This is a genomic window from Sporolituus thermophilus DSM 23256, assembly GCF_900102435.1.
Lineage (GTDB): Bacteria > Bacillota > Negativicutes > Sporomusales > Thermosinaceae > Thermosinus > Thermosinus thermophilus.
In genome coordinates, this window is record NZ_FNBU01000017.1 from 36598 (window position 1) to 61141 (window position 24544).

Genomic DNA, 24544 nt, shown 5'->3' on the forward strand with positions numbered 1-24544 from the left:
TTAACAGTTCTTCCCGGCGCGGCATAGAATGTAGTGTGAAAAGCAAAAGCAAGCGAGGTGTTACTATGTCACGCCCCTCTGTTGCCACCGGTGCGCCAGGGCTGCTGCCCAATGCGGAGGAACTGTGCTTCTGGCTGGATATTCTGCAGGAGCACGCCCTGTTTATTAAGCTGGGTTTGCCTTGCGACAAAACCGACCTTATTCGCGAAGCGGAATACTTTTATGACGAATTGGGAAAACTCAAGGCCCGTGTCGGCAAGACCGGTGATAAAAAATTTGCCGCGCTGGTTGAGGACGCGGCTTGCCTTATTGCCCAGTTTCACCACTACAAACACCACCTTGTCCACCTGGCGGTATCCTGCCGAATAGTGCCTAATTTGCCGCCGCTTATGCTTGAACATATGGCCCGCGAGGCCGAATATGTCCTGCGACTGCTTACGAAAATGAAAGACGGCAAACATGCCCTCGAACAAATGGCCAAGACGCAGGAAATGCTGTTCTGGGTCCGCGTCATGGAGGACCATACCTACTTTATCCGGGGACGGCTTGATCCGTCGGAGCGGATTATGATGGGGACAGTGGACGAGTTTTCCCAGGAATTTGACGAGCTCTATCTCCAGGCTCGCGATTTTGCCGGCCTGTACCACCATCATCACCATCGCCATGCCCATGGCAGCAAAGGCGCACATGCTTATCGCCATGATCACGGCGTCATGCCTGCTTACGCGCGCTTTATCAAGGATGTGCGCGCCGCCACGGTGCGGCTGCGGGACTTTAAGAAGGCGGCCCACCGGCTGATCGAGGAGTGCAAGCTGGTCAGCACCATCCCCGCTTTGTTGGCTGATCATGTCCGGCGAGAGGCCGACCATTTCCTCATGGTTTTGGCCATGATGGATAAAGGCATGATGGAATGCCCGCCCGATGAGGAAGAACCGGTTTGTGGCTACGCTGATAGCATGGAATGTGAGGACGATTTTGGGCCGCCGCCTATTATGGAGTGCGACGAGAAGATGCCGTGCGGCATGTGGGAAGAGGAAGAAGAAATGGTGGAGGAAGACGAAGAGGAATGTTTCGAGGATGAACTGCCGCCGGTAAAACCGCCCAAGTTCGCCTTACCGCCGAAAAAATTCAAGGAAATGGCGCCACCGCGCGAAGAGCCTAGTCTTGAGCCGGCGCCGACCCCGGAGCCCGTACCGCAGCCGGAGCCTGAGCCGCCCAAGCAGGTTAAACCGGCGAAATACAAATGGAATAACTGGCCGCGGCCGCTCGGTAAAGTTAAGGATTAAATAAGCAGAAAGCCCCTTTCCTGACGAAAAGGGGCTTTACCTAGGTTATAGGGGGGACAAGACCTGATGCTTAAGAGTTTTAGTTTTGCCATCCTGGCCCTGTTCTGCTGGGGAGCGGCCCCGTTATTCGGCAAGCTTGGCCTCGGCGGCCTGGAGCCGCTCACGGCGCTCACCATCCGCAGCGCTGTGGTAACAGGCCTGCTGGCATTGGCTGTGACCGCCGGGGGCAAGTGGCCGGCCGTTGCTGCCGCCGCCCCCCGTGATGTATTGTTCGTGGCGCTCGAAGGAGTGTGCGCCGCCCTTTTGGGACAGCTGGCTTACTACTACGCCCTCAAATACGGCGAGGTCGGCCGGGTTTCGCCGGTCGTTTCCGCTTTCCCGCTGGTGGCGCTCATCCTCGCGGCGGTGTTTTTCGGCGAAAAGATTACCGCCGGCAAAGCGGCGGGGGCAGCGCTAATTGTAACCGGCATCATTCTGCTCCGTTACTAGCCCCGCCAATGACCGCGAGGTAAGGGGCCAGCCGGTAATCGGCGGCAAGCGTTTGCGCGGCGCCTTGCTCAAGCGCGATCAGGTGCAGGCTGCCGGCGGTGCTGACGGCGGCGGCATAGCGGCCGCCAGGCAGCAGGCAGAGCGATGAGAGTGGCAGGCCAATGTCGATTGTCCGCGTAACGGTCAGCCGGCTTAGGTCAAAAATGAAAAGGGTTCCCGTGCCTTCACCCGCCACATACGCCCTGTCGCCTACCGGCGACAGGGCGGCGGCGCCGGGCCACATTGGCCCTGGCGGCAGCCAGGCCAGGCCTGGCGCTATGCCGGCGGCGCCATCGCGGTAGAGCGCCAGTCCTTTCCGGCCATCGGCGCCGGTAAACAGCACCAGTGTTGTTTCTCCTTGCCGGCAGAGGGCGGTTGGGACGCCGGGCAGCAGGCGGTCATACAGGAGGTTGCCGCAATGTGAAAAACAGGCCAGGATGCCGCCGGCTTCACTTTCCCAAATGGTATAAAGGCCGGTGCGGTCAACTGCCAGTCCCGCGCAGCAAGTGACAATGCCCGGCTGGCCGCAGCAGCGGATGGTTAAATCCCGGGTGTCCAGGCGGTAGAGTGTGCCGGACGGCTCGATCACCGCGGCCAGAGGGGCGCCGGGAATTAGGGCAAAAAAGGCGGGGTGCGGGATTTCAACGGGCAGGCGGTAAACGGAAAGAGACCGCAGGTTTAAGACAAAGAGGGCACCGGCGCCGCCGCTGCCGGCCATGGCCGCAAAAGCCCTGCTGCCGTCTTCGGTCACCGCAACAGCCGTGGGCGTAAAACCGTCCGGGTAAGCCATTTCGGCTGCTATAGCGCCGGACGGACCATGCACGATGAGGAGGGCCCGCTTCTCGGTATCGGCCGCCAGCAGGCGGAAGGACGGAATATCCATACCATCACCTTCATGCACAAATAATTAGTATATAATATTAAAAGCCGGGACGTTTGGTCAGTGGGCGGCCATGGGTATTTTTGGTATAATAGGGATTGATAAAAAAGTGGAGGTTGTCCATGCGGAAAATTGCGCTGCCCTGGTCCGGCCCGGTGGAGGCGATAGTATACATTACCCTTGCTCTTGGCCTTATTGGTACGATTAATATTTTCAGCGCCAGTTTTGTTAAAGCGGCGCAACAGTTAAACGATCCCTACTTTTATTTGAAAAAGCACCTCCAGGCGGCTGCTGTCGGGGTAATAGCCTGTGCGGTCCTGGCCAGGGTCGACTACCGGCGGCTGCGACCGTTTGCGCCGCTGTTTGCTTTGGGCACTATTGCCCTGCTCTTCGCCGTGCTGCAGGTGGGCCTGGTGGCTAACGGCGCGAAACGGTGGTTAAAACTTGGCATCATCTTTCAGCCTTCCGAGTTTGCCAAACTGGCGGCTCTGCTTGTAACCGCCGCCTTTTTGGGCCCGCTTATTGACCGCCGCCGGGCGGTGACCATTTTCTCCTGGCCAGCCGTGCTAACCGTGGCGATGGGCGCCTTGGTTTTCAAGCAGCCGGACATGGGGACAGCGGTTGTCATCGTCGCCCTATCGCTGCTATTGTATGTTTTGGCCGGACTACCGAGACGGGAGCTGATCCTGCTGGCCGTTGCGGGAGCCGGCGGCGCCGTGGCAGCTGCCATCGCCGCTCCTTACCGGGCACAGCGCATCGCCGCCTGGTTTGATCCTTGGGCACACCAGCAAGACGCCGGTTATCAAATTGTCCAGTCACTCCTGGCTATTGGTTCTGGCGGTCTGACCGGCGCCGGACTGGGTATGGGCGCGAGCAAGTTTTACTATTTGCCGGAGGCTCATACCGACTTTGCTTTCGCTATTCTCTGCCAGGAACTCGGCTTTGTGGCGGCGGCTGGAGTCCTACTCATGTTTATTCTCTTCGCCTTGTATGGCATGCAGATTGCCTTTCGGGCGCCTGACGGCTATGGCATGCTCTTGGCCACGGGCGCGACGGCGCTCATTGTTTGCCAGGCCGTTGGCAATATTGCGATGGTCAGCGGCGTGCTGCCGGTTACGGGCGTACCGCTTCCCTTTATCAGTTATGGCGGCACGGCCTTGATGGTAAATTTGGCCGCCATCGGGCTGCTCATCAGTGTCGGCCGGCAGGCGGCGGCGTCCCGGGGGTCGGCTGAGCCTAAGCCGGAGCCAAAGCGGTTGCGCGTTACCAGGCATCATGTTTAAAATCCCCTCTATCCGGGTAATACTCCTACTAAGAGAAACGGGTAGGGGGCTTTTTTATGCTGTGGCTTATCCGGGCAGGTGCGTATGCTTTGAGCGGTCTGGCCGTATGGCAGTTTATCCAAAGCGGCTTAAGTCCGGCGGACATTTTGCCGGTGCACCGGCAGCTGGCGCTAGATCCTGCCCACGGCATGATCTTCGGCGTTTGCGCCGGGTTTAGCAATTATACGGGCGTGGACGTGACGCTCATCCGGCTGGCCTGGGCCATTGCCGGGCTATACCGGGGCATTGGGCTTGGGTTTTATCTTCTTGCCTTCATTATTATGCCGATGCCCTCACCATAAGATAAAGCGGGGCTAACCGGCCGCATTGGCCGGTTGGCCCCGCTTTTTTTCGTTGGTAGTGTCACTATGTCGCCACTCGCCATAAGATATATTAGGTAATTTAGAGAGGAGGTTATTTTGTGGCAAAAGTTAAGAAACCCCGTTGGGTTGAGGGAGGCGAAGGCGCCAGCGAGTTGCCGGGCCGCAAAAAGTATAAAAAAACTTATATGTATACCGACAAAATGGAGGACGACATGACAGAAGAGCCTATGGAAATGTGCGAAATGGGTGAAATGGGTGAAATGGGCGGAATGGACGGAATGCACGGGATGCACCCCATGCACCACATGCATCACATGCCAATGGGCATGATGCTGGCCCATGCGTATGTTCCCTGGCAGAGCTATGAACAAGCGTTCAGCCCCAAGGAAGCGCTCATGAAAGGGACGCTGTTCCCGGAACTGTGGGGCGCATACCCGATTCCTGAGTAGTGGAGGTGCAAAACTATGGATTGTGAAAGACAGTTAGCAATGCTCAAAAGGGTGCAGGAAATGGAGTTTGTAGCCATTGAGCTCGGCCTGTATCTTGACACCCATCCTTGCGATGAGGATGCCATCTATGATTATAACTGTGCCATCGACCTACTGAAGAAATACATTAAGGAATATGAGGACCAATACGGACCGCTGACGCCAATGGCGAAGTCCAAAGTGCCCTGGCAGTGGGCGGAAGGGCCTTGGCCCTGGGAACTTTAATCTTGCACGGAAGGAATGGTGAATATGTGGATATACGAAAAAAAACTGGAACATCCCGTTAAGGTTTGCCGCCCGGACGTCAAGTTCGCCAAAATGGTCATAGCCCAGTACGGCGGTCCTGACGGCGAGTTGTCGGCGTCGCTGCGCTACCTCAATCAGCGCTATTCCATGCCGACCAGCCAGGCGAAGGCCCTTTTAACCGACATCGGGAAGGAGGTTTTAGAAATACTTAATTAAAACAAATAAAAAATGCAGAAAAAGTGGCAAAAGGCCCCCGCATATGAATAAAATTTGTAAATATATCAAAAAAGGGGGGCGAAAGGAGTGGTGCATAGAATTACGTTTGTCAAAAATGGAAAAATTTTGACGAATGAAGAAACACAAATAATTATATTCCAAAAATTGGAAGAAATAAAAAGAAAAAACAAGGAGGCGAAAAAAAGCGGAAAAGGAGATATATGTCTTAATGTTGAAGAATCTATACATGCCAAACGCGATGATTGAGGCCGGCTGGTGTTTTTCTGAACTTGAGCATCACATACTTTTTCACGTTTTTGCTCAAGTGAATGAGAAAAGTCAAGTTATCATGTTGCAAGCGAAAGATATTTTTGACGAAATTGACGATTGGAAATATAAGGAAATTAAAAAAGCGACTGCACGGCTAATTTCGAGAGTTATAATTGTAGAAGAAGATGGAAAGACTATCCAAATTCCACTTTTTCAAAAAGTAGAATATTCAGCAGGAAAAATTTACATTCAACTCGATAAGTATATCTCTGAAATGTTCCGGGCGATTAAGGCGGGTCGCTACACCAAAATACCTTTGGAAGAAATTGGAAAAATAAAAGGTAAATATGCACACAGAATATATATGCTCGCAAAGCAATATGAAAAAAAGAAAAATCGCGAAATCGCGATTGATAAGCTATGTTTTGCACTGAATATTTCTGTTTCTGATAAAGAGTATAAAACAATAAAAAGAGATTGTCTAGTTCCCGCTTACAATGAAATTAATAAAAAAACTAATGTGGAATTAAATGTAAAAGAAGTAAAAAACGGGAAAAAGGTTGAAAAAATCATACTTGAAATCAATTCAAAAGAAAAAACCGACCCGCGATATAATGAATTGCTAATGTATTTTTCAGAAAGTGAATTAAACGAATTAGTGGAAAAATATGGAATAGAATACTGTTACGCAAAGTATTTGGGTCTTAAAAAAGAAAAAAATGTAAAAAACATAAAAAACGAAGGGGCCTGGCTAAAACAAGCGATTGTAAATAATTGGAAAACAAGATACGAGGTAGAAAGCGAAAATAAAGATCGTAGAGAAAAAGAAAATGCAGAACGCGAGGCGGTAGCGCTAGCGGCGGCGGAAGTGGCGGCGACGACAACAAAGGAAAAGATAGAGCTATCCGACAGCCAAATACTGGAAATAAGAGAAAAAATAATGATAAATCCAGATTCGTTTGCCGCGAGGCGGTTAGCGGCAACAACGATCGAGCAAATACGTTCATCTCCGATTTTGATGACACTTATCGAAGAATATTTTAACACCCCCTCCTAGGGGGTGTTTTTTTGCTTCTGGAAAATCGGGGTTTTTTCTCACCTATGCCGGGGTTTTTTCTCACCTATGCCGGGGTTTTTTCTCACCTATGCCGGGGTTTTTCTCACCTATTGGAAAAATTTTACACACGCCGACTTTCTAGATTTGACGCGGGTTTGCGGGTTTTTTCGCAAAAAAACCTTCCATTTATATAAAAATATATAAAATATAAAAATATAAAAATATAATAAACACCACAACTATATATATAGCGAACTCAAAAAAAAGAATCCCCCCTAAAGGGGGTGGTTGTGGCGGTTTTTTAGCAGCCCTGGCAAAACGTGAAAAAGGGGGGATACCCCCCTTTTAACCCCCCACCGCCGGGAAAAAGAAAAAACGCTTGACTTTGCGAACAATCACTCGCGCTTGCACCCCGCAAACCCAACAAATTCGCGGCTTCGCTGGCTTTTTCAAAAACGAAAAACCAGCCGCACTGGCCGGCACTTTTCCACAGAAACCGGTCCAAAGTAGCGGCTGTCGAAACTGTCATTGCCTTGGCCGGCCAGCCAAACATGGCCGGCCGGGATAACGTGCCGGCCCGGGCCCGGCGTTGCTGGCACATCGCTCTGGCGGCGAAATTCTTCCCCAGCCACGACCACGGTGTCGCCGGTGACGACGTATTCATCACCTGCAACTGCGACGACTTTTTTCAGCAGCCGCGGGCGGCGGCCCCAGTCAAATACGACATAGTCACCCGCTGCCGGCGGACCAGCGGCGGCAATATATACGCCGGCCGGCGCGGAAGATGAAATATTTACCACCAGCCAGCCCGCGTCGCCAGCAAAGCCGGCCGCGGCCAGGACCAGCAGCAAGGCAGCGAAAAACTTTCGACGTATCACGAAATCAAATCACCGCCTAATCACAAAATTTTTATGATTAGTTACGCCGAAACGCTTGCGCCGCGTTTTTCACCGCTTGGGCGGCCCCAGTGCCTGCCGTCCGCGCCATCCGGCCGGCGGCAATCGTGGTTGAAATCGCACTCACGGCGCTGCCAATCGCCCCTTGGGTCGTGAGCGACGGCGCACCGGCAAGCAGTGACATGGCCAAGCCCGGCGCCTGCCAGGCGAGCAAAGCGACGGTTAGGGCCGTGAAGAATACATGCAGCATGTCGCCCTCATTTGCCGCGGCCGGCAGTGTCGCGTTCAAAAGAAGCGGCTGGGAAATTCCCACAATCGCGGCTAGAACCAGCATTTTCAGGCCGAGCGACACCACCGCGCCAATCGCCTTTTCGGCGAGGAAGGCAGTGCGGGAATGACCAGCGAAACCGATGAGCGCGAAGGCGACGGCGGAAATGAGGTAGAACTCGGTGTAGGTCAGAAAAACCTGCACGGCCACGAGGAAGTACGCGGCAAGGACGAGCAGGGCGCTGGCGACTGTCATGAGCAGTTTCACAATATTTGCCAGAGCCACGTCCATAATGGAAATTTTCCCCAATATGGGCTGGACAAGTTCATACCCTTTTTTCATGATGGCCGACGGGTCAATCCCCTGCGTCGCGCCGCCTGGCGCAATTTTTTCTGCGAACTGAAAACATCCCTGTATCCATGTATTTACCAAATATTGGTAATTATAGATGATAAAAAAGAAAAAGCCAAAACGGATAACTTCGGCTACCAGTAGGCGAATGTGGTCTGTATCATCACCTTTCAACATGTGATTAAGTGCAATAGAAATAGTTACGAGCGTCGCAAATATTCCCACAGCCACCGGCTGGATGGCGCCGGTAGCCGTGGCGAAGATGTTCGCAAAGTACTGCATCATTTCACTCATGCCCATATTTTTTACACCTCCCGGCCCGGCTGGCAGTAGCCGGGCCATTTTTATATTTACATAACACATTAACACGAATTATTTTGGCCTACAAGGCGGGTAAAAATTTGCGCAAAGGTTTTCTATCGTACCAGCTTCAGAAAAAAATTCCTGCAAAATTCTAGCGCAGCTGGTGAGGCTGTGAAAGCGGCCGCGACTGCTCGTTTTCGACAGCTCGCGACAAGTCAAACCATTGCGCCGCTGCAGCAGCAGCCGCGGCCCGCTCCTGGAGCTGTTGTTGGTACCAGGCCGCTTGCATTTGGTTGGCCTGGGACATAATTTGCCCCAATGCCATCATTTGCTGGGCCATGAGGGCGGCAATCTGATTGCCCGCCTGGGCGGCGGCCAGCGCCCCTGGCGCGGTGGCAGAAGCGGCCATCAGCGTCTGAAGCGCGGCAGATGTGCTTGGCAGCTGCGCTCCGATGAGCTGCTGGGCGCGCATGGCATCATAGATAGCCGCATTCGTCTGCGCCAGCACCGCTTGGGCGGCGGTGGAATATTGATCGGGACTGTACCCGGACCAGGCGGCAAAATCGGGGTACACCTGGGCCCAGGCGGCCTGAAAGTCAGCATATCCGGCCACGAGTGACTGCATCGTGGCAAAATTTTCCGCCAGCTGAGCAAGTGCCTGCTGCACAGCCGCCTGGCCGTATGCGCTGGCGGCGGCATCCATGTTGGCCAATTGGGCCAGCTCGGCCTGGAGCTGCTGGTTTTGAATTGCGATCTGTTGAACGAGTTTTGCCACCGCGGTCGGGTCGTACACCACCAGCGCCTCTGCCGGCCGCGGCGGGGCGGCGGCAAGAATCAGGAAGAATATTGAAAAAATGGAAAAGATTTTTTTAAACATAACGGATTCCTCCTTTTTCTCGGATCCAAAATTCTAAGAACGGCCTACCCGGACCGGTTTGGGCCAAAACCTCCCCTGCCCGCTGCCGGTCGGTGGCACTAGTAGCGGCTAGCAGCGCCAGCGCGGCCGGACCGTGGGCCAGCTCAAACAGTCGTCTACCGGCAGGCGATCGGTAATAATACTGCCGTTTCGGCACGGCGGCGGCAAGAATCTCAATTTCTCTCGCGTTTAGTCCTGCCGCGCGATAGAATTCGCGACTGTATTCGTCCATTGCCGAGGCATTCGGCAGGAAAATTTTGGTAGGGCAGTTTTCAATGATGGCAGCGGCGATAGAGGAAGTCGCGATGTCGGACAGCTGCTGCGTCGCGAACACCACGGCGGCGTTCCATTTTCTGAGTGTTTTCAGCCAGTCGCGAATTTTCGCAGAAAACGTCGAATCAGAGAGAAACAGCCAAGCTTCGTCGAGTATCAGAAGCGTCGGCACGCCAGTCAGCCGCCGCTGGATGTCGCGGAAAATAACCTGGAGTACGGCCGGGACCAACCTGGGCAAACCATATAGCCGCCCCAACTCATAAACGGTCAACCTGGCAGGCGCTGCGCCCGATCGCGGCGCGAATACGGCGGCGTATTGACCCGCTACGTAGGGCATGAGGGCCTGAACCAGGACCGGGTCCTGGAGGAGCGCGGAGAAGACGCCGAGGTTTTGGTTTTGCGCCGGCATTGTTCTGAGCTGCATCAGAGTCGCAAAAATGCGCTCCTTCTCCGCAGCCGTCACCGGCCGGGCCAGCTCGCGCTGCAGCACATCTATCAGCCATTCAGTTGCGAAAACAAGGTCGTCGTCAGAGAAAATCGCGAGTGGATTCAAGTTATACACGCTATTTGCAGCGCCTAGGTCGAAGAACGCGCCGCTCGCGGCGGTGGTGGCGACGAAGCTCGAGGCATCTTTGTCTACGTAGAAAACTTGCGAGTTCGGGTATTTCATGAAATTCGCCGCCAGGGTGGCCAGAAGGACCGATTTGCCTGAGCCCGTTGGGCCCACGATCAGCGTGTGGCCGACGTCGCCGACGTGGAGGTTCAGGAAAAACGGGTTCGACGAGTCCGTTCGGGTATACATCAGCGCCGGTCCGCGAAGGTGCTGATTTTCTGCGTCGCCTGTAAATATACTCGTAAATGGCGCGAGGTGGGCGAAGTTTAGGGCCGAGACCAGCGCCTGGCGGACATTCGCGTATATTTGTCCGGGAAGGCTGCCTATCCACGCTTCGACAGCGTTCATTTTTTCCTCGACCGCCACCGCCCCGGCGTTTCTGAGCGTCGTCAGTATTTTCCCCGCAGCCTGGTCCGCTTCCGCATCGCTGGCGGCAGTGACGACGATCGTCGACGTGAGGTATCCGAAATTCGTGTGGTCCAACGCCGCCAGTGCTTCTTCGGCGTCGTCGGCCCGGCGCAGCGCCTCCTGGTTTTCGCGGGCGGTTTCTGTTTGGGTAACGACCTCGCGGACGAGGTCGAGGACTGATTTTCTGGCCGCGAACCATTTTCGCGAATAGTTCGCGATAGCTTCTTTCGCTGCCCCGCGGTCAAGATGCGAGAAGCGTGTGACGTATCGAAATTCGACGTCGAGATAGTTGAGCACGTCGAAAATGCCAGGCTCCGTTTGCCCCGGCAGGCTTTTCACGCTTATTACCTTCAGCGGCTGCCCGCCTAGCCGCGGGGCAAAACCGGCCACAAAATCACAGTCGGAAAGGGTACAGTCGAGAAAAGTTGTCACGCCGGCCAGTCGCCGGACCGGGTGGTGGTGCGTGCTGATGCACGAATGAAGGTATGTGAGAAGATCGTCGTCGCCCAGGTCTCGCAGGGACACGATGTCTGCCAGCATATCAAAAATGCGGCTGGATTCGGTCTGAAAATGCTTCAGCCAGCGTTTGGCTGAATACGTTTTCGCCGGCGTGGTGAGGAGCCACCGACTGAGCCGGTCCACCCGCTCCGGCGGCAGGTACTGGAGTGTGAGAAAATACCGGGTTCGGTACTGAGAATACGCGAGTCGCTGCTGACGCTCGCGTTCGAGGACGACATATAGGTCGCAGGATGTGTCTCCCGGTGCCAGCGGATAGCCGGGGATGCGCTCACGGCGAGCCTCGATGAATGTATACCACCCGCTGCCCAGACGGCTGAAAATCAGGTTCAGCCGGGCGGCGTAGGCGGCCAGTTCGGCCGGCGTCGCCGCGGCCAGGTCAGGCCCGCGAAATTCTGCGCAGCGAAGGAAACTGCCGTCCTTGTTCAGGACTATGCCAGGGGCCACCAGCATGGCCCATGGTAAGAGGTCGGGCAGGTGGCCGTGGCCAGGTTTTCTTTTCGTGATGGGGAGGCGATACATTTTTTTCATCACCTTTTTCTTCAATCGTCGAAATCATATATCGAACGACCGTGTTGGCTATATATTTTCCTATATTTGGAAAATCTGATAAAAATTTTCCGGAAATTGGGTTCGTGGCGGGCGGCGATATAGCAAAAAACATGAAGAATGGCGCTGAGAATGAGAAGCGAATACGCGCCGGCCACCACGAAGGCCGCGCCCAGGCAAAAGTTCAAATAAAAGAGTTCCCGCGGCACGCCGGCGAGCAGCAGCGGCTCAGTGAGCGAAAGGAAAACCGGCACGCGCAAGTCTTCGCGAGAGGTGGGGGTCATATTGCCCCCACCGCCCGCAGCAGGTCAACCGTTGCACCGGCCGTCGCGCCAAACAGCGAGGACATGACCGAACTCGCGAAAAGCGCGATGGCCAAACCTATGACGGCCTGGAGCAGCCGCTTCGTCAGCGCTCCGTGGTCGCCCATGGCCAATGTGATGCCCGCGCCGACGATGACGATGAGGCCCACGAGTTTGGGCACCGGACCGGTGAGGCTATCCGCAATTTTTTGAAGCGGGGTTTCCCAGACCATACCCGTTTCGGCCGCAAAGGCGGTGGTAGAAAGAAGCATACAAAACACGAACATGAGAATGACTTTTTTCGACATTTTTCATTCCTCCTAAAATTTGGTGATTTATATTTGGATATAAACGAATTCATGTGAGGACGTAAGGCGTTTTTCGACTTCGATGACTTCGTTGATGCGCCGCCTGCCGGCGGCCTGGGCGATGAACACTACGACGTCGACCGCGTCGGCAATAAGCTGCCGCTGCTGGCCGGCCGAGGCCATTGCCACCAGCTGCTCCAGCCGTGTCAGCGCGGCCGGCGCGGAGTTCGCGTGGACGGTCGCGATGCCACCGGGATGCCCGGTATTCCACGCTTGGAGCAGGTCGAGAGCTGCGCCGTCCCGCACCTCGCCGACTATTATTCGGTCGGGCGTCAGACGCAGCGCCTGGCGCACAAGGTCGCGCGTGGTAGCGCTGGAGCAGGATTTTAAATATACCACGTTTTCACTCGATACCGCCAGTTCCCGTGTATCTTCTATCACCACGAGCCGGTCGCCGGCCGGGATTTCGGCGAGGAGGGCGTTCGCCAGGGTCGTTTTCCCGCTCCCGGTCCCCCCGGCGATGACGATGTTTTTGCGGCCGCGCACGGCGGATTTTAGGTAGCCGTAGTATTTTTGCGTCATCACCCGGTCGTCCAAATACTGCTTCAGTGTCCGTGATACAAAGACTTGTTTGCGTAGAGTAAACACCGGCTGTTCAACCACGGGTGGCAGGCACGCCGAAAAGCGGTACCGGCGGCCGGGGTAGTAGAGGTCGTCCAGCTCGACGCTGAGCAGCGGCTGCTGTTCGTTCGCCACCGTCCCGGCGATTTTTGCCGCCAGCCAGGCCAACTGAAGCCGGGTGGGGGCGTCGAGGACAATGTCCGTTTTCACCTTTCGGCCTTCGGCCAGGGCGAAAACCTCGCCGGCGGCGGAGTTAGTCATAATTTCTGAAACTGACTGATTTTCGAGCAGCTCGTGAAACGCTGCCGGCAGCAGCTGGCGAAAAAGGTCGTAGACTTCATTCATTCTTCTTTGCCGCCTTTTCGGCCGCGCGGCGGGCGAGGATGCCGCGGCCGAGATTCACGAGGTGTTGCTGGACATTTCCATTTTGCTGTACCCGCTGGCACGCCTCGGCTATGGCGCCCACGATGAACTCTTTTTGCTGCGACGCCTCCATTCCCATTACCACCTCGACCAAGCCGCCCAATTCGATGAGGCGGCGGGCGCGTTCGCGGCGTTCCCGCTGCTTCTGCGCGTATGTCAGCGCCCTCAGTTCTTCGGTAATTTTTTCCTTTTTTTCCAAGAGTTTCTGTTTCCGGAGTTCGATACTTTCGGGCATTTTTATTTCCTCCTTTTCTGGTAAAATTTTCTAAAAAATGGATCGTCAAAGTAGCGAATTTTCTCCGCCATGATCGGCGGCCGGTTCGCAATGAGAATGATTTCTTTTTCCCGGTCCAACGCCCGCACCTCGGCCGGATCAAGCAGCGGCCGGCCGGTTTCGCTTTCAGACAGACTTTGCCTCGCCAGCGGGCCAAAACCCGAGTAGGTCTGCGAATTCACTCGAATCGTTTGCCGTCCGAGGGCTTCGGAGATATGTTTTGCGGTCTCGGCGTCGTTCGGATTCGGTGCGTAGTACACCTGAACATGACAGTTGTCTAGCACTGAAGAACGCTGGCCATAGACGTGGTATATCTGATTCATGGACTGTGCCACGATCAGCGTTTTCACGCCGTATCCAGCAGTGAACCCGAGGGCCGACTGGAAAAATTCCAGTTTGCCGAGGGCAGGGAATTCGTCGAGCAGGAAGAGGAGCTGCCGGCGAGGTTTTTGGGGCGTTTCAGTCAGTCGCCGCAAAGCGATGTTCACGATCAGCCGCAGCAGCGGCCGCAATCGCGAAAGGTGAGCCGGTGGGATGATGATGTAGAGCGTGGCTGGCTGTGGGGCGTGGAGAAGGTCCGCGAAATCCAGATCGTTGGCGCTGGTATTGGCGGCGACAATCGGGTCCCGATAGAGGGAGAGGTAGCTCGCCGCAGTGGAGAGGACCCCAGACCTTTCGCGCTCATCTTTGGCCAGAATCTCCGCGGCCGCCTGGGCAGCCACCGGGTGCGGACTCGCCAGCATTTCATTCTGAATCGTCGCCCAAATGTCTGGCCGCGACAGCCAGGACGCCAGGCCGGCCAGCGTCGCCTGGCCATCACTAGTTGCCTTGAGGTGAAGAATGACACCAGTGAGCAGCGCGTGGCTGGTTTTCTGCCAGTGGTCTTCGAGGCCGGTTCCATGTGGATCAACGAGAATATCAGCCACCATCTGCGCGTCCTTCACTGAATTCTCGCCCGGCCTGACGGCGGCGAGAGGGTTCAGCCGACAGAGATGCGGATTTTGGCCCGGCATTTCGGCCGGCGCGAAGCGGTATATTTTTTGCTTCAGCCGCTTCTCGCGGTGGGCGGCCGTGACGTCGTAGTTTTCCCCTTTCAGGTCGTTTACGATCGCCGACCCCCGCCACACGGTGAGGGTCGGGATGATGACCCCCACGCCCTTCCCGGACCTGGTCGGGGCGATGAGGGCGATGTGTTCAGGTCCTGCATGCGCGAGTATGTGGCCGCCTTTCCGACCCAGCACGACGCCGGAAACGTTCTCCTGAATTAGGTCGGCGTAGTCTTTTCTGCTGGCCCATCGGGCCGAGCCAAACGCCGTGCTCCGCCGGAGTGACGTCCGGTACACTACCGCCAGCCCCACGCCGGCGAATAGCCCGACAAGGTATATCAGAAGACCGGTATCGAAAACGGCTGGCGCGGCCGAATACCAGCGCCAAAACCAGATGAGGAAGTCGGCGGGGGAAAATATCGCGAAGTCGAATGCGGTGAACAGCGGCGGCGTTGGCGGCCGGCCCAGCGCCGTAGCAACGTAGCTGGCGGCGGCCGAGAGGCCGAGAATATTGGCGGCGAGAATGAGAAGCGAGGGAACGAGAATTTTCTTCTGCACGCATTCACCCCTTTTCAAATCGTAATGTCTTTGGCCAAGACGGCGTTCAGGCGGTATCCAGCCCTGACAGTGATGGTCGGCTTCACATTCAGGTTTTTCTCGATGATTTTCGACATGGTATTTGTGATGGCGTCCACGGCCCCGGCCGCAGCGGCCTGGGCGGCGTCGCCTGCCTGCCCGGTGGCGGCTGCCGTGGCGGCGGAAACGATGGCGGAGAGTATGGCGGCGTTCACCGTCCGGTTCGTGTGGTGGTCCACTCGGTCCCTGAATCCTGCGGCACCGGCCGCGTCAGCACCGTAGCCGGCCAGGTTTACCTGCCGGCCGTCCGGCAGGATGATTCTTTCGAAGTCAATTTTCAGCCGCTCTTGGGCGTAGGCCAGGTCAGTGTCATATTTTCCTACCAGCCGCGACCCGGCGGGTATAAGCACAAAATTCCCTGTGCTTGAGTCGTAAACGTCTTGCGTGACCATCGCCACCACCACGCCAGGGGCGTCGCTCGAAATGGCCTGCATCAGCACGGCCGGGATGACCGTACCGGCCAAGAGTACGCGGCCGGTGGTTTCTACCGCTTGGCTGGCGGTGGCCTTTGCCTGGCCGGCGTCGGCACTGTAGACCATGATTTTGCTTCGTCGAGCGTCTTCCTCTGCTTTCTGCTGGGCCTGCTGCGCCTGCCAGGCGCTTTGGCTGGCGGCGAACTGCTGGACCTGCCAACTGCCTGTGGCCGGCAGGCTGGGCGGCGGAATGAAGGCTGGCGGCGTCGTCGGCATGGTCGGCTGCCGGACCGGCTGCTGCGGCAGGGCGGCCGGGTTCATTGCCGTCGGCAGTTGCCCGGCTGGCAGCTGCTGGCTTGGAATTTGAAGCGGCAGTTGCCCTGGTGGCTGTTGGGGCTGGCTTGGTTTTTTCTCGTCGGTTTTTGGCGTTTGCCAAATGGTCGAGATTTGCTGCTCCCGTTGTTGCGCGAGCGGTGAGCTGGAGCTAGAAGAAAATATTGAGTACCCTACGACACTGGTCACGCCGACGGCGGCAGCCGCAGCAGCCGCCAGGAGCCATTTTTTCACGCCGACATAGCGTTGGGAAAAATCGGGGTCGTCATATTCGTCGTCGCTTTCGTCGTCATCGAGGCCGTCGTCGGCGTATTCGTCGTCGCCGTCGGCGGCGTCGTCGGTTTCTACGTCGTTGTCTTCATCTTCGTATTCCTCGTCCTCGTATTCGTCCTCGTCAGCAGTGCGGCGGCGAAAACGGAATAGGTTCAGCACACTTTCACCTCCTGATCTTTATCTCACCCTTTACGTTTTCCCAAATAACGGTCAAGCTATCGAAAATATCGTTATCAATTACCAAAAATTGGTTTTTGTAGCGCGCATTCACGGCCACGTCTTTACCCAGAATTTTTGCTGCAATACTGGGAATTTCTGGGAAGTTAGGATTGAGCTCGATGAGCGTCTTTTTCACGCCGAAGCCGCGGATTCGGTATACGCCGGCCGGTTTCAGCCGCGGGTCGCCAGTGTAGGTGTAATCGCAAACGACGGCGTAGGTCCGGGGGTCGAGGTCGATGCGATTTTCGTCTTTTGCCACCGGGGCGGCGGCAGGGAGGACAACGTCAGGGTCATAGTTTTGGTCTGATGTTACGAGGTAGAGGTGATACCGCTCATTATTGGTAATTACTACCAAATCCGTATTTATGACCGACTGCGTTGGTTTTATGTAAATTACATTGTCAACTATTTCCAGCATCAACTTCGTTGAATCGCCGGCGAGGACGTTCCGCACGATAAGCGGTTGGGAAAACCAAATCTGTGTAAGAAAGCCTGGTTTGAGACAGATTTTTCCTTCGTTCTCGACCAGCCGGGCGGCAAAAGCTTGGGCGGGGAGAAAAAAGAGCGCCAGCATCAGAACCAGGAGGCGATGCATATTAGTTCACCTCCGCTGTCACTGAAAAATCAGTGACGACAAGGCCCAACGGGTTTCGCATGATTTGCGCCTGCGGCCACTTCGTTATGTCCATCCGCTTGAGCGTGATGATCGCGACGTACTTCTGCTGCTGTGCCAGCCCGCCTGTGCGGCTGGCCAGGCGATCCACGAAACGAACCTGATACGAGTCTTTCGAAAGCTGCGAAATACTGAGGATTTCAACGTATGCAACGTAGTCACGCGACAGCTGAGCGCGGCCGTCGATGACATTTTGAATTTTTTTTGCGACAGCGTCAGAAAGAAATGCGCGAACGTCAGTGATGTTTGCGCGATTCAATTCAGCGTCAGCGGAAATGGTGTAGATTTTTCGCACGAAATCGCTGAGGAAGTATGAAATCACCTGCGTCGACGGTGAATATGAATTTCGTGAGATGTCTACCACCTTCGTGACTTGACCGTCAGCAACTTCGGCGACATAAACGTACGAGTTCACGCTGCTGACGTAGTACACCAGCGCCCCGCCGAGTATTGCCGCGACGGCGGCGAAAATCAGTGCCGCATTGCGCCAGGCGGTGGCAACCACGACTACCTGGCCGACTCGCCGGTCCCATTCATTTTGCGCTGCTTTGTACCGGTCCATTTGCCCCTCCTTTTTTCACGGTTTTTAAAAAAATTCATGGTCAGAATTTCACCTTCTTTTTCTCGGTTTTTTGAAAATTCGTATGTAAAAAGTTTAGTTTTTTGTGTTCAAAAAACGCAAAAAATCAGTGCATTTTGGCAAATTCCCATTTTTTTAATTTCAAAAAAAGACCGGGCGATTTTCGCCCGGTTTCATTTTGATTTTTTTAAAAAATGGAGGTGAAAAATTACCCGGCATGATGGCGGAAAACCGATGTTTTCAAAAAAGAATGATGGATGAATTTCATCCGGCAGTTTTCCGTGAAAATGCGTGTTTCAGAGAAAAAGTACGCTGAAATTTTGCAATATACGGTTTTCGGTCAGTAGACTATCAGTAGCGTCAGGTCATGTAATGCTCACTTAGGCGTTTCTCACAGAGTGAGAAACGCAATTCGCCGCCTGGGACGGCGGCGAACTCAACTGCGTTGCCAAAAAACCGCGAAAAAAGGAGAAGAACATGGCTACCTATCACTTCGAGATGAAACCTGCTTCCCAACTCCTAGCTAGCGCCCAGGCAAAATACGAGTACATCACCCGCACCGGCCGCTACCGCGCTGGTCAGCGGAAAAATGACCTCATCCACGTGGAAAGTCAGAATATGCCGGAATGGGCAAAAGAAAACCCGGCCGAGTTTTGGGAGGCGGCCGACCGCTATGAGCGGGCGAACGGAAATACCTACCGCCAAATCATCGCTGCGCTGCCGGTGGAGCTCACGCACGAGGAGCATGTGGAACTGGTCCGCGAATTCGTCCAGAAACACCTCACCAACCACACAGTGACGTTCGCGATCCATGAAAACGCAGCTTTCCTGGCCACGGCGCTGGGCGACAACTTCGACGGGGAACACATTCTACAGAAAAACCCTCATGTCCACATCATTTTTTCGGAGCGCGTGAACGACGGCATCGAGCGGCCGGCGGAGCAGTATTTTCGCAGATACAACCCAAAACAGCCTGAACTCGGCGGGGCGAAAAAGGAACGCTCTTGGTCCTCCTTGGACCGAGCGGGAAAACTTCGCGAGTTGCGCGAGTCATGGACTGAAATCCAAAACCGTGCCCTGGAGCGGGCCGGCCATGAGGCCCGCGTCGACCACCGCACCCTGGCCGAGCAGGGCGTCGACCGCGAGCCAGAGCCTCGCATCCCTGTTCTCTACCTGCGGCAGGAGGTGCGGGAAGCGATTCGCTATGCTTGGACAGGCCGGAGTTTCGTCGAAATGGAAGAAAAACGGCGGGAATACATCCAGTCCCGCGGTGACATTCGCCTTCAGCTGATTTTCCTTCGCCGCCAGCTGGCCGGCGTGGAGAGAAGCCTCAGTCACGCCCAGGCCCAGGCGGTGGCCAATTCCCTCGAACTCATCGACCGCCGCGCCACCGCTCCCGCGCTGATGGCCATCGAGCAGGCCCCGGCACACATCCTGCGCCGATTGCCGGCGCACCCCGCGGCAGCAAGCCGCCTGCTGGCGCCAGAGCGCCCGGCGCAAGAGCGCCTCACGCAGTCGACATCCAGCCGCGTGGAAGGGGAAAGGCAGCCAGCGTCGCAAGCTCCGCAGCCTGCCCCAGAGCCAGCCCGGCAGCAGCTGGACCCGGCAAAATACTACTCGAAAGAGGAAATCCTGGCCATCGTCGAAGGACAGGTGCGACGGTTTGAACAGCTTATTTCCCAATACATGGAAAACGCAAAGAAACTGGAAAAAGAAAAAGTCAGGACAGACGAGCAATGTCGGGGCATTGCCCTGGCGCGGGCAACAAAGGGGATATACACAAAAGTCAAAAACCTAGAAAAAGAAGGAAAAGAGGACACAGAAGAATATCGTGCGCTGCGAAATCAACTGGGTGAAATGCTGAAAAAGCCAGCGGTTCAAAAGAAAGCGCTGGAAGTGTTTTCGCGCGTGCAAGCTGACAGCCGAGCTACACAAGAATTAGTGATGGGCTACATAAACAGCATAAAGCTGTTGGGCGAGTCTACTGCGAAACTGCTGGCCATACGGGAAAAACTGGTCCATGCCGATGTCCAGATCAGCCGTCAGGTCCGGCCCCACGACGTTCTCCAGAGCCTCTCGAAGGCCCTGGAAAAAGCAGAAGCCGGCCGCAGCCAGGGCCGCAGCCGGGTCCAGGTCCGACTGGGCGATGACGACGACCGGCGACGTGGGCATGGGCGAGAGTTTTAATCACATTTTATTTGTGATTAAGCATATCATAGCCCAGCAGTTTCGGGTCTACGGGTTTCTTTACTTTCACCTTTTTTATATTGGCGGCGGCCGTGGCGATGGCATCGGCCAGGTCGCGGTCGCCAGCTAACACCGCCAGCGTTTCGGCGTGTTCGAGGTATGCGGCGACATCTTTTTTTACTTCTTCAGCTTTTGGTCGGTCCAGCTCGTCAATTTTAGCTGCCAGCCTTTTTGTTTCGTCATAATCAGAAATGTAATTAGACAGCTCTTTTTTGGCGGTAATGGGGTCGGAGGCAAGATAGATACTGGTATTGACCACCCGTTTTGTATCTTTGTCCCACCGCGACGACTTCAGATAAAAGGCGTTTTTACGTTTTTCAATATACATAATCACACCTCGACATATGATTATAAATTAATCATAATATATTTTGTGATTATATGCAAGACAAAACAAAACACCTGGTTGGCCAGGTGTTTTAAGGATTTATTTTATATATACCAGCTATACCTGCAAAGAATTTATCCATGCACTTATTTGTAGCTTCAACGGTAGCGTGTTTTGGACTTACTCCTCCAAAAATGCCTATTGTTACGGCAGAAGATGAACCTTGTTCAGCTAAAACTTGATTAAATACGTATTCGCCTTTTTTCACATCAACATATTTAGCCTTCATGGCTAAGTCAATTTTTATTTTGCCCGCACCTACGCCAATTCCAAAACCGCTTGCGCCAGCTTTAATCGGTTCTAATGAGAAAAACATAATATAATCGGCGTCAAACTTTTTGCCGAGAGCTATTAGTTCATTTAGAACAGGAGCATCATAATTCTCGAAAGGGAATTCTTTAACCGTTTTATCAATTTTTTCGCCTTTTAATAATATAAATTTGTCGGCGGAAAATTGTTTTTCAACCCGCTCATTTATAGTTTCTATAGCGGCAGTACTGTATTTTTTGTGTAGTCCTGAACGATCAACTATAGGCAAAAAAACAACTTTAGGTCGGGTATCATCTTGTTGATTAAACTTAAAATTAAAGTTATATTCATCAGTAGTTGGGTTTGCATATACAAAATTTGTCAAAAATAATAAACATAATAGTGCAATCAATAACAGTTTCTTTTGATTAATTTGATTAAAAAGATTCATGTCACAATATCCTCCTTTTCACTGTTTTGATTTAATTTTTTGTTAGCTTAAGCTGTCTATAATTAAATCCCTCCCGTTTTTAATAGTCTTAAATAATTTTATTTTTCAATAAATCTAGTTTTTTCCTGCAGATATGCAAAAAAAATTAACGTAGTTACCCAGATAAAGCCGCCAATGTGTATTAGAAACTTTCAAAATAAAAATCTCTGGGGAATTCCCAGAGATTTTTAGCGCGGCTGGGGCAGTACATATTGCCCCTGCTGCTGCCTCAACTCCGCCTGTTGGCGATCCCGCTCTGCGGCAATTTTCTGCAACCATTCCTGCCGCTCCTCGGCAATTTTTTGTGGATTTTTCCATTTTAAGCCGGGCATGTCAGGGTACTCGTATTCCTTTGCTTCCCTCGGCTGGTCGGGGTCCACTAACATGGGCCGGAACTTTACTTTGTCAGTGTCTACCGTTACGGTCGCCTCAACCTCAATGATGGTCTGCTGCCCGTTTTGTACCGGCGTTTCGATGCGATCACCGGCCTGAACGGGCTTATTTCCACCACGACCACCGCCTGGCGGGATGGGGAGTAAATTCAGATTTCCCGCTCCAAAATTCAGGATATGGAAGTTGCCCACGCCTGAGTGGATGGCTCCTAAACCAGCATTAGGAGCACTTGGTGCAATCTGGAAACCGGTTTGCAGCGCAGTGCCAACCATAACCATCACGACCACCGACACAAAAATTTTAAATATGCTTTTTTTGCCTGATCTGTCATGGAAAATATAAGTGTAAAATAATTCCAAGCAAATCACATCCTTTTGTCTACTTAGGAATAATTTTAGCTGTTTGGCGTAGTTAAAAACAATTTTTGATTTAAAATTTCTTTTACGTTTTTAAAAATTTTACCGTAACCGTTTTGGGGATAATTTTTTCGGAATTCGTATTTTTCAAGAGAAATAATCATTTTATCGTCAAAAATATATCCTTTTTGGCCATTTTCGTAAATTTTCATCGTATCACGAGAAAGGATCAATTTTTTACCGTGATTTGTAAACTTTCCATCTTCCGAGTAGTGGAATACAACTACATCCGCCCCAATTTTTTTCGCAATATACGTGGGGGCCGGATTTTCACGAAAAGCGGCGCAAACTAACGAGTAGTCGAGAAATTCGTATTTTTCGTCAGATTGTTCGCGATAAAAGCCGGGGAAAAACTTTTGCGCCCGGTCGTGGTCGGCCAATTTACCGCGATACAGAGGTACAAACGCAATTTTAATTTTTTGCGCCTGCACTGCCTGGGCGGCCTGGTCCGCGACCGGCTGCCCCTCCTGCCCCAAATCCGGGGCCGCCAGCGCCGGAGCGGCGAAAACCAACGCCAAAACCAAAACCAAAACTAAATTAAGCATTTTCCTCATCATTTTTCCACGCCTCCCTAACTTTTTCGGCGAATTGTGAACTTCCCATTTTTTGGAGCGCAACCAATTCGGCCATTTTAACCTCTCGCGGTTCAAGGCCGAGTTTTTCCGCTACTTCGGCTACTGTGGCCGGCCTGGCACCGGCCAGGCCGTACCGCATTTTAACAATTTGCGCTTCAATATACGAAAGATACTCATCGAGTGCTCGACACAAACTTTTCTGAGCTTGCATCCTTTCACTTTCAGAAATTTTTTCTTGAAAAATTTCATCAATTCGCACCTTACCATAACCTTTCAAAGTTAACATATAAAGTTAACACAGTTATTTTGAGCTATAAAGCGGTCAAAATTTGCGCAAAGGTTTTCTATCGTGCCGACTTTTTTTAAAAAAATCTGAGCAATGCTAGACGGGTTTTTAGCCATTTAATAAGATTTTATTAAACTTCTCACGAAAAGGTTTTCTGATTCTTCCATTTATCACCATCCAATCGGCAAGCGATTCTAGCATCCGTTTTTTTATTGCCCTTTTTGATTGTGTTTGATTTTCAGCAACCGCGTCATGAACAAGTTCAAGCCAGCCCATTGCATCCATGACAGCTTCTTCAAACGAATTGGCGGGGGAAGGTATCGACCCAACCGAGTCGTCGGAGTACCACTTATTTTTTTCGGCGTCATAAAAAACAAAACTGAAAAAATCGTCGTCGTCGTAAACTTTAATAATATTTTTTTGGTCTCCGTATTCAATACTCTCAATGTCTGCCCCATATTTTTTTACCTTTTCCATTTCTACCTTTTCCATTTTTTAAAACGCTCCTTTCATTTGCAATTTTTTGCAACGCAGTGGTTAAAATCATATGCATTTCTTGATATGTCAAACAAACAAATATTTTTTTTCGTCGTACACAAGCAAAGTTACCACCTTCCTTTTTTAAACATTACATTACTGTTTTGTTTAAATTATACCATAAAATTTTCGAATTTTCTACTGAAAAACGTAAAAAACTTCGTCGTATGACGAAGTTTTTTAAACAAAATAATATATTTTGTTATAAAATTAGTTTATAATAAGAGAGGGAAGGGGGGGATAGAAATGCTGCCAGTTGCGGCAAATAAAAAAGCGCTAGCTATGACGATAAATAGAAAAATACCGAAATATTTTACACTCGACGAGGTTCGACAAATCCTAAACCCGCTCCAAAAAGAAAAGAATTATCGTGCTTGGTTTTTGTTTTTATTTTTAGTCAGAACGGGAGCGCGTGTGTCTGAAGCGTTAAGAGTTCGAGTCGCTGATATAGATTTTTCGAATAAAGTAATTTCAATTCAAACGATGAAGCGGCCGGGCAACCCGGTCCGAAGCGTCCCGATTAAAGACGATTTTATCGGCGCGATCGGCGAATATATCGCGCGTGAAGGGTTATTGCGAGAAAATAAGTTATTTAAATATAATAGGGTAACTGCGTATTTGTACGTGCGAAATCTCTGCCACGCCGCCGGCATCATGGACGACCGGGCCCATCCCCATACCTGCCGGCATACTTTTGCAATTATAAATTTAGCCCAGGGCGTGCCCGTCACGGTTGTTCAAGAATGGCTTGGTCACGCAAACATTCTCAACACGCTCATCTATACGCGAATTCTCGCGCAGCATAGCAGGGGATTTGCCGAACAGGTGAATTGGTGAATATGTCAAGAGTCTGTGAAAATGTCACCTAAATTGGTCTATGAAAATGTCACACTTGTTGTATTTTGTAATCAACCCAGGTCTGGATTTTAGACTTTCTTCTGGCCGCGGTCAAGGATAAAAGCTACGCTCGCCTGTTAGGCGTCCTTGACCGCGGCCATCGAAAGTCAATGTTAAGGTTGAAGGGTTGATAAATACTCCTTTTTAACCCAGTACTTCCGTTTTCGTGCGGTCTGGCGTATAATTACTTCCGGTGTTTGGTATTCGGAAGCCCTTACGCCAAGGGTGATCCGGGGCAGGCCGCCGTGGTGTAGGA

31 protein-coding genes are annotated in these 24544 nt (G+C 52.8%); 12 read left to right on the forward strand and 19 right to left on the reverse strand.

Annotation, left to right across the window (positions count from 1 at the left end):
* Positions 1 to 65: 65 nt before the first annotated feature.
* Positions 66 to 1286, forward strand: a complete 1221-nt coding sequence (locus tag BLQ99_RS10425; RefSeq protein WP_093690731.1) for a DUF2935 domain-containing protein — start codon at positions 66 to 68, stop codon at positions 1284 to 1286.
* Positions 1287 to 1352: 66 nt separating this feature from the next.
* A complete protein-coding gene (locus BLQ99_RS10430) occupies positions 1353 to 1775 on the forward strand; it encodes an EamA family transporter (protein ID WP_093690733.1) in 423 nt (140 codons plus the stop codon).
* Here BLQ99_RS10430 and BLQ99_RS10435 read toward each other — a convergent pair.
* Positions 1756 to 2697: a YncE family protein gene (locus BLQ99_RS10435; RefSeq protein ID WP_093690735.1), complete on the reverse strand. Its 942-nt coding sequence runs from the start codon at positions 2695 to 2697 to the stop codon at positions 1756 to 1758. The two genes, BLQ99_RS10430 and BLQ99_RS10435, sit on opposite strands and share 20 nt — an antisense overlap.
* A 119-nt stretch (positions 2698 to 2816) precedes the next feature.
* Here BLQ99_RS10435 and BLQ99_RS10440 point away from each other — a divergent pair, with 119 nt between their 5' ends.
* From BLQ99_RS10440 to BLQ99_RS10470, 7 genes are all read left to right on the forward strand, one after another.
* Complete coding sequence (locus BLQ99_RS10440; RefSeq protein WP_093690737.1) at positions 2817 to 3977, forward strand: FtsW/RodA/SpoVE family cell cycle protein; 1161 nt, start codon at positions 2817 to 2819, stop codon at positions 3975 to 3977.
* A gap of 56 nt (positions 3978 to 4033) precedes the next feature.
* Positions 4034 to 4318, forward strand: a complete 285-nt coding sequence (locus tag BLQ99_RS10445; protein WP_093690739.1) for a PspC domain-containing protein — start codon at positions 4034 to 4036, stop codon at positions 4316 to 4318.
* Between the two features lie 119 nt (positions 4319 to 4437).
* Positions 4438 to 4788 carry a spore coat associated protein CotJA gene (locus BLQ99_RS10450; RefSeq protein WP_245690424.1) on the forward strand — a complete coding sequence of 117 codons (351 nt, stop codon included), beginning with the start codon at positions 4438 to 4440 and terminating at the stop codon, positions 4786 to 4788.
* A 15-nt stretch (positions 4789 to 4803) separates the two neighbouring features.
* Entirely contained in the window at positions 4804 to 5052 is a 249-nt protein-coding gene (locus BLQ99_RS10455) for a spore coat protein CotJB (protein ID WP_093690741.1), read from the forward strand.
* A 24-nt stretch (positions 5053 to 5076) separates the two neighbouring features.
* The gene (locus BLQ99_RS10460) at positions 5077 to 5289 is read left to right on the forward strand and encodes a manganese catalase family protein (protein ID WP_281240888.1); all 213 of its coding nucleotides are present in this window, start codon (positions 5077 to 5079) and stop codon (positions 5287 to 5289) included.
* 87 nt (positions 5290 to 5376) lie between these two features.
* A complete protein-coding gene (locus BLQ99_RS10465) occupies positions 5377 to 5556 on the forward strand; it encodes a hypothetical protein (RefSeq protein ID WP_093690743.1) in 180 nt (59 codons plus the stop codon).
* Positions 5519 to 6616 carry a replication initiation protein gene (locus BLQ99_RS10470; protein WP_093690745.1) on the forward strand — a complete coding sequence of 366 codons (1098 nt, stop codon included), beginning with the start codon at positions 5519 to 5521 and terminating at the stop codon, positions 6614 to 6616. The genes BLQ99_RS10465 and BLQ99_RS10470 overlap by 38 nt, the downstream gene beginning before the upstream one ends.
* A 449-nt stretch (positions 6617 to 7065) precedes the next feature.
* On the opposite strand, the gene BLQ99_RS10475 is transcribed toward BLQ99_RS10470, so the two are convergent.
* The 10 genes from BLQ99_RS10475 to BLQ99_RS10520 form a co-directional block, all read right to left on the reverse strand.
* Positions 7066 to 7494 carry a S26 family signal peptidase gene (locus tag BLQ99_RS10475; RefSeq protein WP_093690747.1) on the reverse strand — a complete coding sequence of 143 codons (429 nt, stop codon included), beginning with the start codon at positions 7492 to 7494 and terminating at the stop codon, positions 7066 to 7068.
* A gap of 37 nt (positions 7495 to 7531) precedes the next feature.
* Positions 7532 to 8431, reverse strand: coding sequence for a type IV secretion system protein (locus BLQ99_RS10480; RefSeq protein ID WP_171904657.1), 900 nt, complete (start codon positions 8429 to 8431; stop codon positions 7532 to 7534).
* 154 nt (positions 8432 to 8585) lie between these two features.
* Positions 8586 to 9311, reverse strand: coding sequence for a TrbJ/VirB5 family protein (locus BLQ99_RS10485; RefSeq protein ID WP_093690751.1), 726 nt, complete (start codon positions 9309 to 9311; stop codon positions 8586 to 8588).
* The gene (locus BLQ99_RS10490) at positions 9304 to 11706 is read right to left on the reverse strand and encodes a TraG/VirB4 family ATPase (protein ID WP_143005898.1); all 2403 of its coding nucleotides are present in this window, start codon (positions 11704 to 11706) and stop codon (positions 9304 to 9306) included. Before BLQ99_RS10490 ends, BLQ99_RS10485 begins: the two co-directional genes overlap by 8 nt.
* Positions 11703 to 11993: a VirB3 family type IV secretion system protein gene (locus tag BLQ99_RS10495; RefSeq protein WP_093690755.1), complete on the reverse strand. Its 291-nt coding sequence runs from the start codon at positions 11991 to 11993 to the stop codon at positions 11703 to 11705. Before BLQ99_RS10495 ends, BLQ99_RS10490 begins: the two co-directional genes overlap by 4 nt.
* Positions 11990 to 12319, reverse strand: coding sequence for a TrbC/VirB2 family type IV secretion system protein (locus BLQ99_RS10500; RefSeq protein ID WP_093690757.1), 330 nt, complete (start codon positions 12317 to 12319; stop codon positions 11990 to 11992). The genes BLQ99_RS10495 and BLQ99_RS10500 overlap by 4 nt, the downstream gene beginning before the upstream one ends.
* 27 nt (positions 12320 to 12346) lie before the next feature.
* Positions 12347 to 13285: an ATPase, T2SS/T4P/T4SS family gene (locus tag BLQ99_RS10505; protein ID WP_093690759.1), complete on the reverse strand. Its 939-nt coding sequence runs from the start codon at positions 13283 to 13285 to the stop codon at positions 12347 to 12349.
* Complete coding sequence (gene traD, locus BLQ99_RS10510; RefSeq protein ID WP_093690761.1) at positions 13278 to 13598, reverse strand: conjugal transfer protein TraD; 321 nt, start codon at positions 13596 to 13598, stop codon at positions 13278 to 13280. Before traD ends, BLQ99_RS10505 begins: the two co-directional genes overlap by 8 nt.
* Before the next feature lie 2 nt (positions 13599 to 13600).
* A complete protein-coding gene (locus tag BLQ99_RS10515) occupies positions 13601 to 15241 on the reverse strand; it encodes a type IV secretory system conjugative DNA transfer family protein (protein ID WP_171904658.1) in 1641 nt (546 codons plus the stop codon).
* A gap of 14 nt (positions 15242 to 15255) precedes the next feature.
* Positions 15256 to 16299, reverse strand: a complete 1044-nt coding sequence (locus BLQ99_RS10520) for a TraB/TrbI/VirB10 family type IV secretion system protein (RefSeq protein ID WP_171904659.1) — start codon at positions 16297 to 16299, stop codon at positions 15256 to 15258.
* Positions 16300 to 16311: 12 nt separating this feature from the next.
* On the opposite strand from BLQ99_RS10520, the gene BLQ99_RS14950 reads away from it, so the two are divergent.
* Positions 16312 to 16488, forward strand: coding sequence for a hypothetical protein (locus BLQ99_RS14950; protein WP_171904660.1), 177 nt, complete (start codon positions 16312 to 16314; stop codon positions 16486 to 16488).
* 13 nt (positions 16489 to 16501) lie between these two features.
* Here BLQ99_RS14950 and BLQ99_RS10525 read toward each other — a convergent pair whose 3' ends face one another.
* Both BLQ99_RS10525 and BLQ99_RS10530 read right to left on the reverse strand, forming a co-directional pair.
* Positions 16502 to 17152, reverse strand: coding sequence for a TrbG/VirB9 family P-type conjugative transfer protein (locus BLQ99_RS10525; RefSeq protein ID WP_093690767.1), 651 nt, complete (start codon positions 17150 to 17152; stop codon positions 16502 to 16504).
* Between the two features lies 1 nt (position 17153).
* Complete coding sequence (locus BLQ99_RS10530; RefSeq protein WP_093690769.1) at positions 17154 to 17792, reverse strand: VirB8 family type IV secretion system protein; 639 nt, start codon at positions 17790 to 17792, stop codon at positions 17154 to 17156.
* 495 nt (positions 17793 to 18287) lie between these two features.
* Here BLQ99_RS10530 and BLQ99_RS10540 point away from each other — a divergent pair, with 495 nt between their 5' ends.
* Positions 18288 to 19997, forward strand: coding sequence for a MobA/MobL family protein (locus tag BLQ99_RS10540; protein WP_093690773.1), 1710 nt, complete (start codon positions 18288 to 18290; stop codon positions 19995 to 19997).
* 7 nt (positions 19998 to 20004) lie between these two features.
* Here BLQ99_RS10540 and BLQ99_RS10545 read toward each other — a convergent pair whose 3' ends face one another.
* From BLQ99_RS10545 to BLQ99_RS10570, 6 genes are all read right to left on the reverse strand, one after another.
* The gene (locus BLQ99_RS10545) at positions 20005 to 20385 is read right to left on the reverse strand and encodes a hypothetical protein (RefSeq protein WP_093690775.1); all 381 of its coding nucleotides are present in this window, start codon (positions 20383 to 20385) and stop codon (positions 20005 to 20007) included.
* A 91-nt stretch (positions 20386 to 20476) separates the two neighbouring features.
* The gene (locus tag BLQ99_RS10550) at positions 20477 to 21145 is read right to left on the reverse strand and encodes a hypothetical protein (protein WP_093690777.1); all 669 of its coding nucleotides are present in this window, start codon (positions 21143 to 21145) and stop codon (positions 20477 to 20479) included.
* Positions 21146 to 21372: 227 nt separating this feature from the next.
* The gene (locus tag BLQ99_RS10555) at positions 21373 to 21936 is read right to left on the reverse strand and encodes a hypothetical protein (RefSeq protein ID WP_093690780.1); all 564 of its coding nucleotides are present in this window, start codon (positions 21934 to 21936) and stop codon (positions 21373 to 21375) included.
* Positions 21937 to 21971: 35 nt separating this feature from the next.
* A complete protein-coding gene (locus tag BLQ99_RS10560; protein ID WP_093690782.1) occupies positions 21972 to 22550 on the reverse strand; it encodes a hypothetical protein in 579 nt (192 codons plus the stop codon).
* A complete protein-coding gene (locus tag BLQ99_RS10565; RefSeq protein WP_093690784.1) occupies positions 22531 to 22827 on the reverse strand; it encodes a hypothetical protein in 297 nt (98 codons plus the stop codon). Before BLQ99_RS10565 ends, BLQ99_RS10560 begins: the two co-directional genes overlap by 20 nt.
* 135 nt (positions 22828 to 22962) lie before the next feature.
* Complete coding sequence (locus BLQ99_RS10570) at positions 22963 to 23346, reverse strand: hypothetical protein (RefSeq protein ID WP_093690786.1); 384 nt, start codon at positions 23344 to 23346, stop codon at positions 22963 to 22965.
* Positions 23347 to 23637: 291 nt separating this feature from the next.
* Between BLQ99_RS10570 and BLQ99_RS10575 the strand changes: the two genes are divergently transcribed.
* Entirely contained in the window at positions 23638 to 24228 is a 591-nt protein-coding gene (locus BLQ99_RS10575) for a tyrosine-type recombinase/integrase (RefSeq protein ID WP_093690788.1), read from the forward strand.
* Positions 24229 to 24544 lie beyond the last annotated feature (316 nt).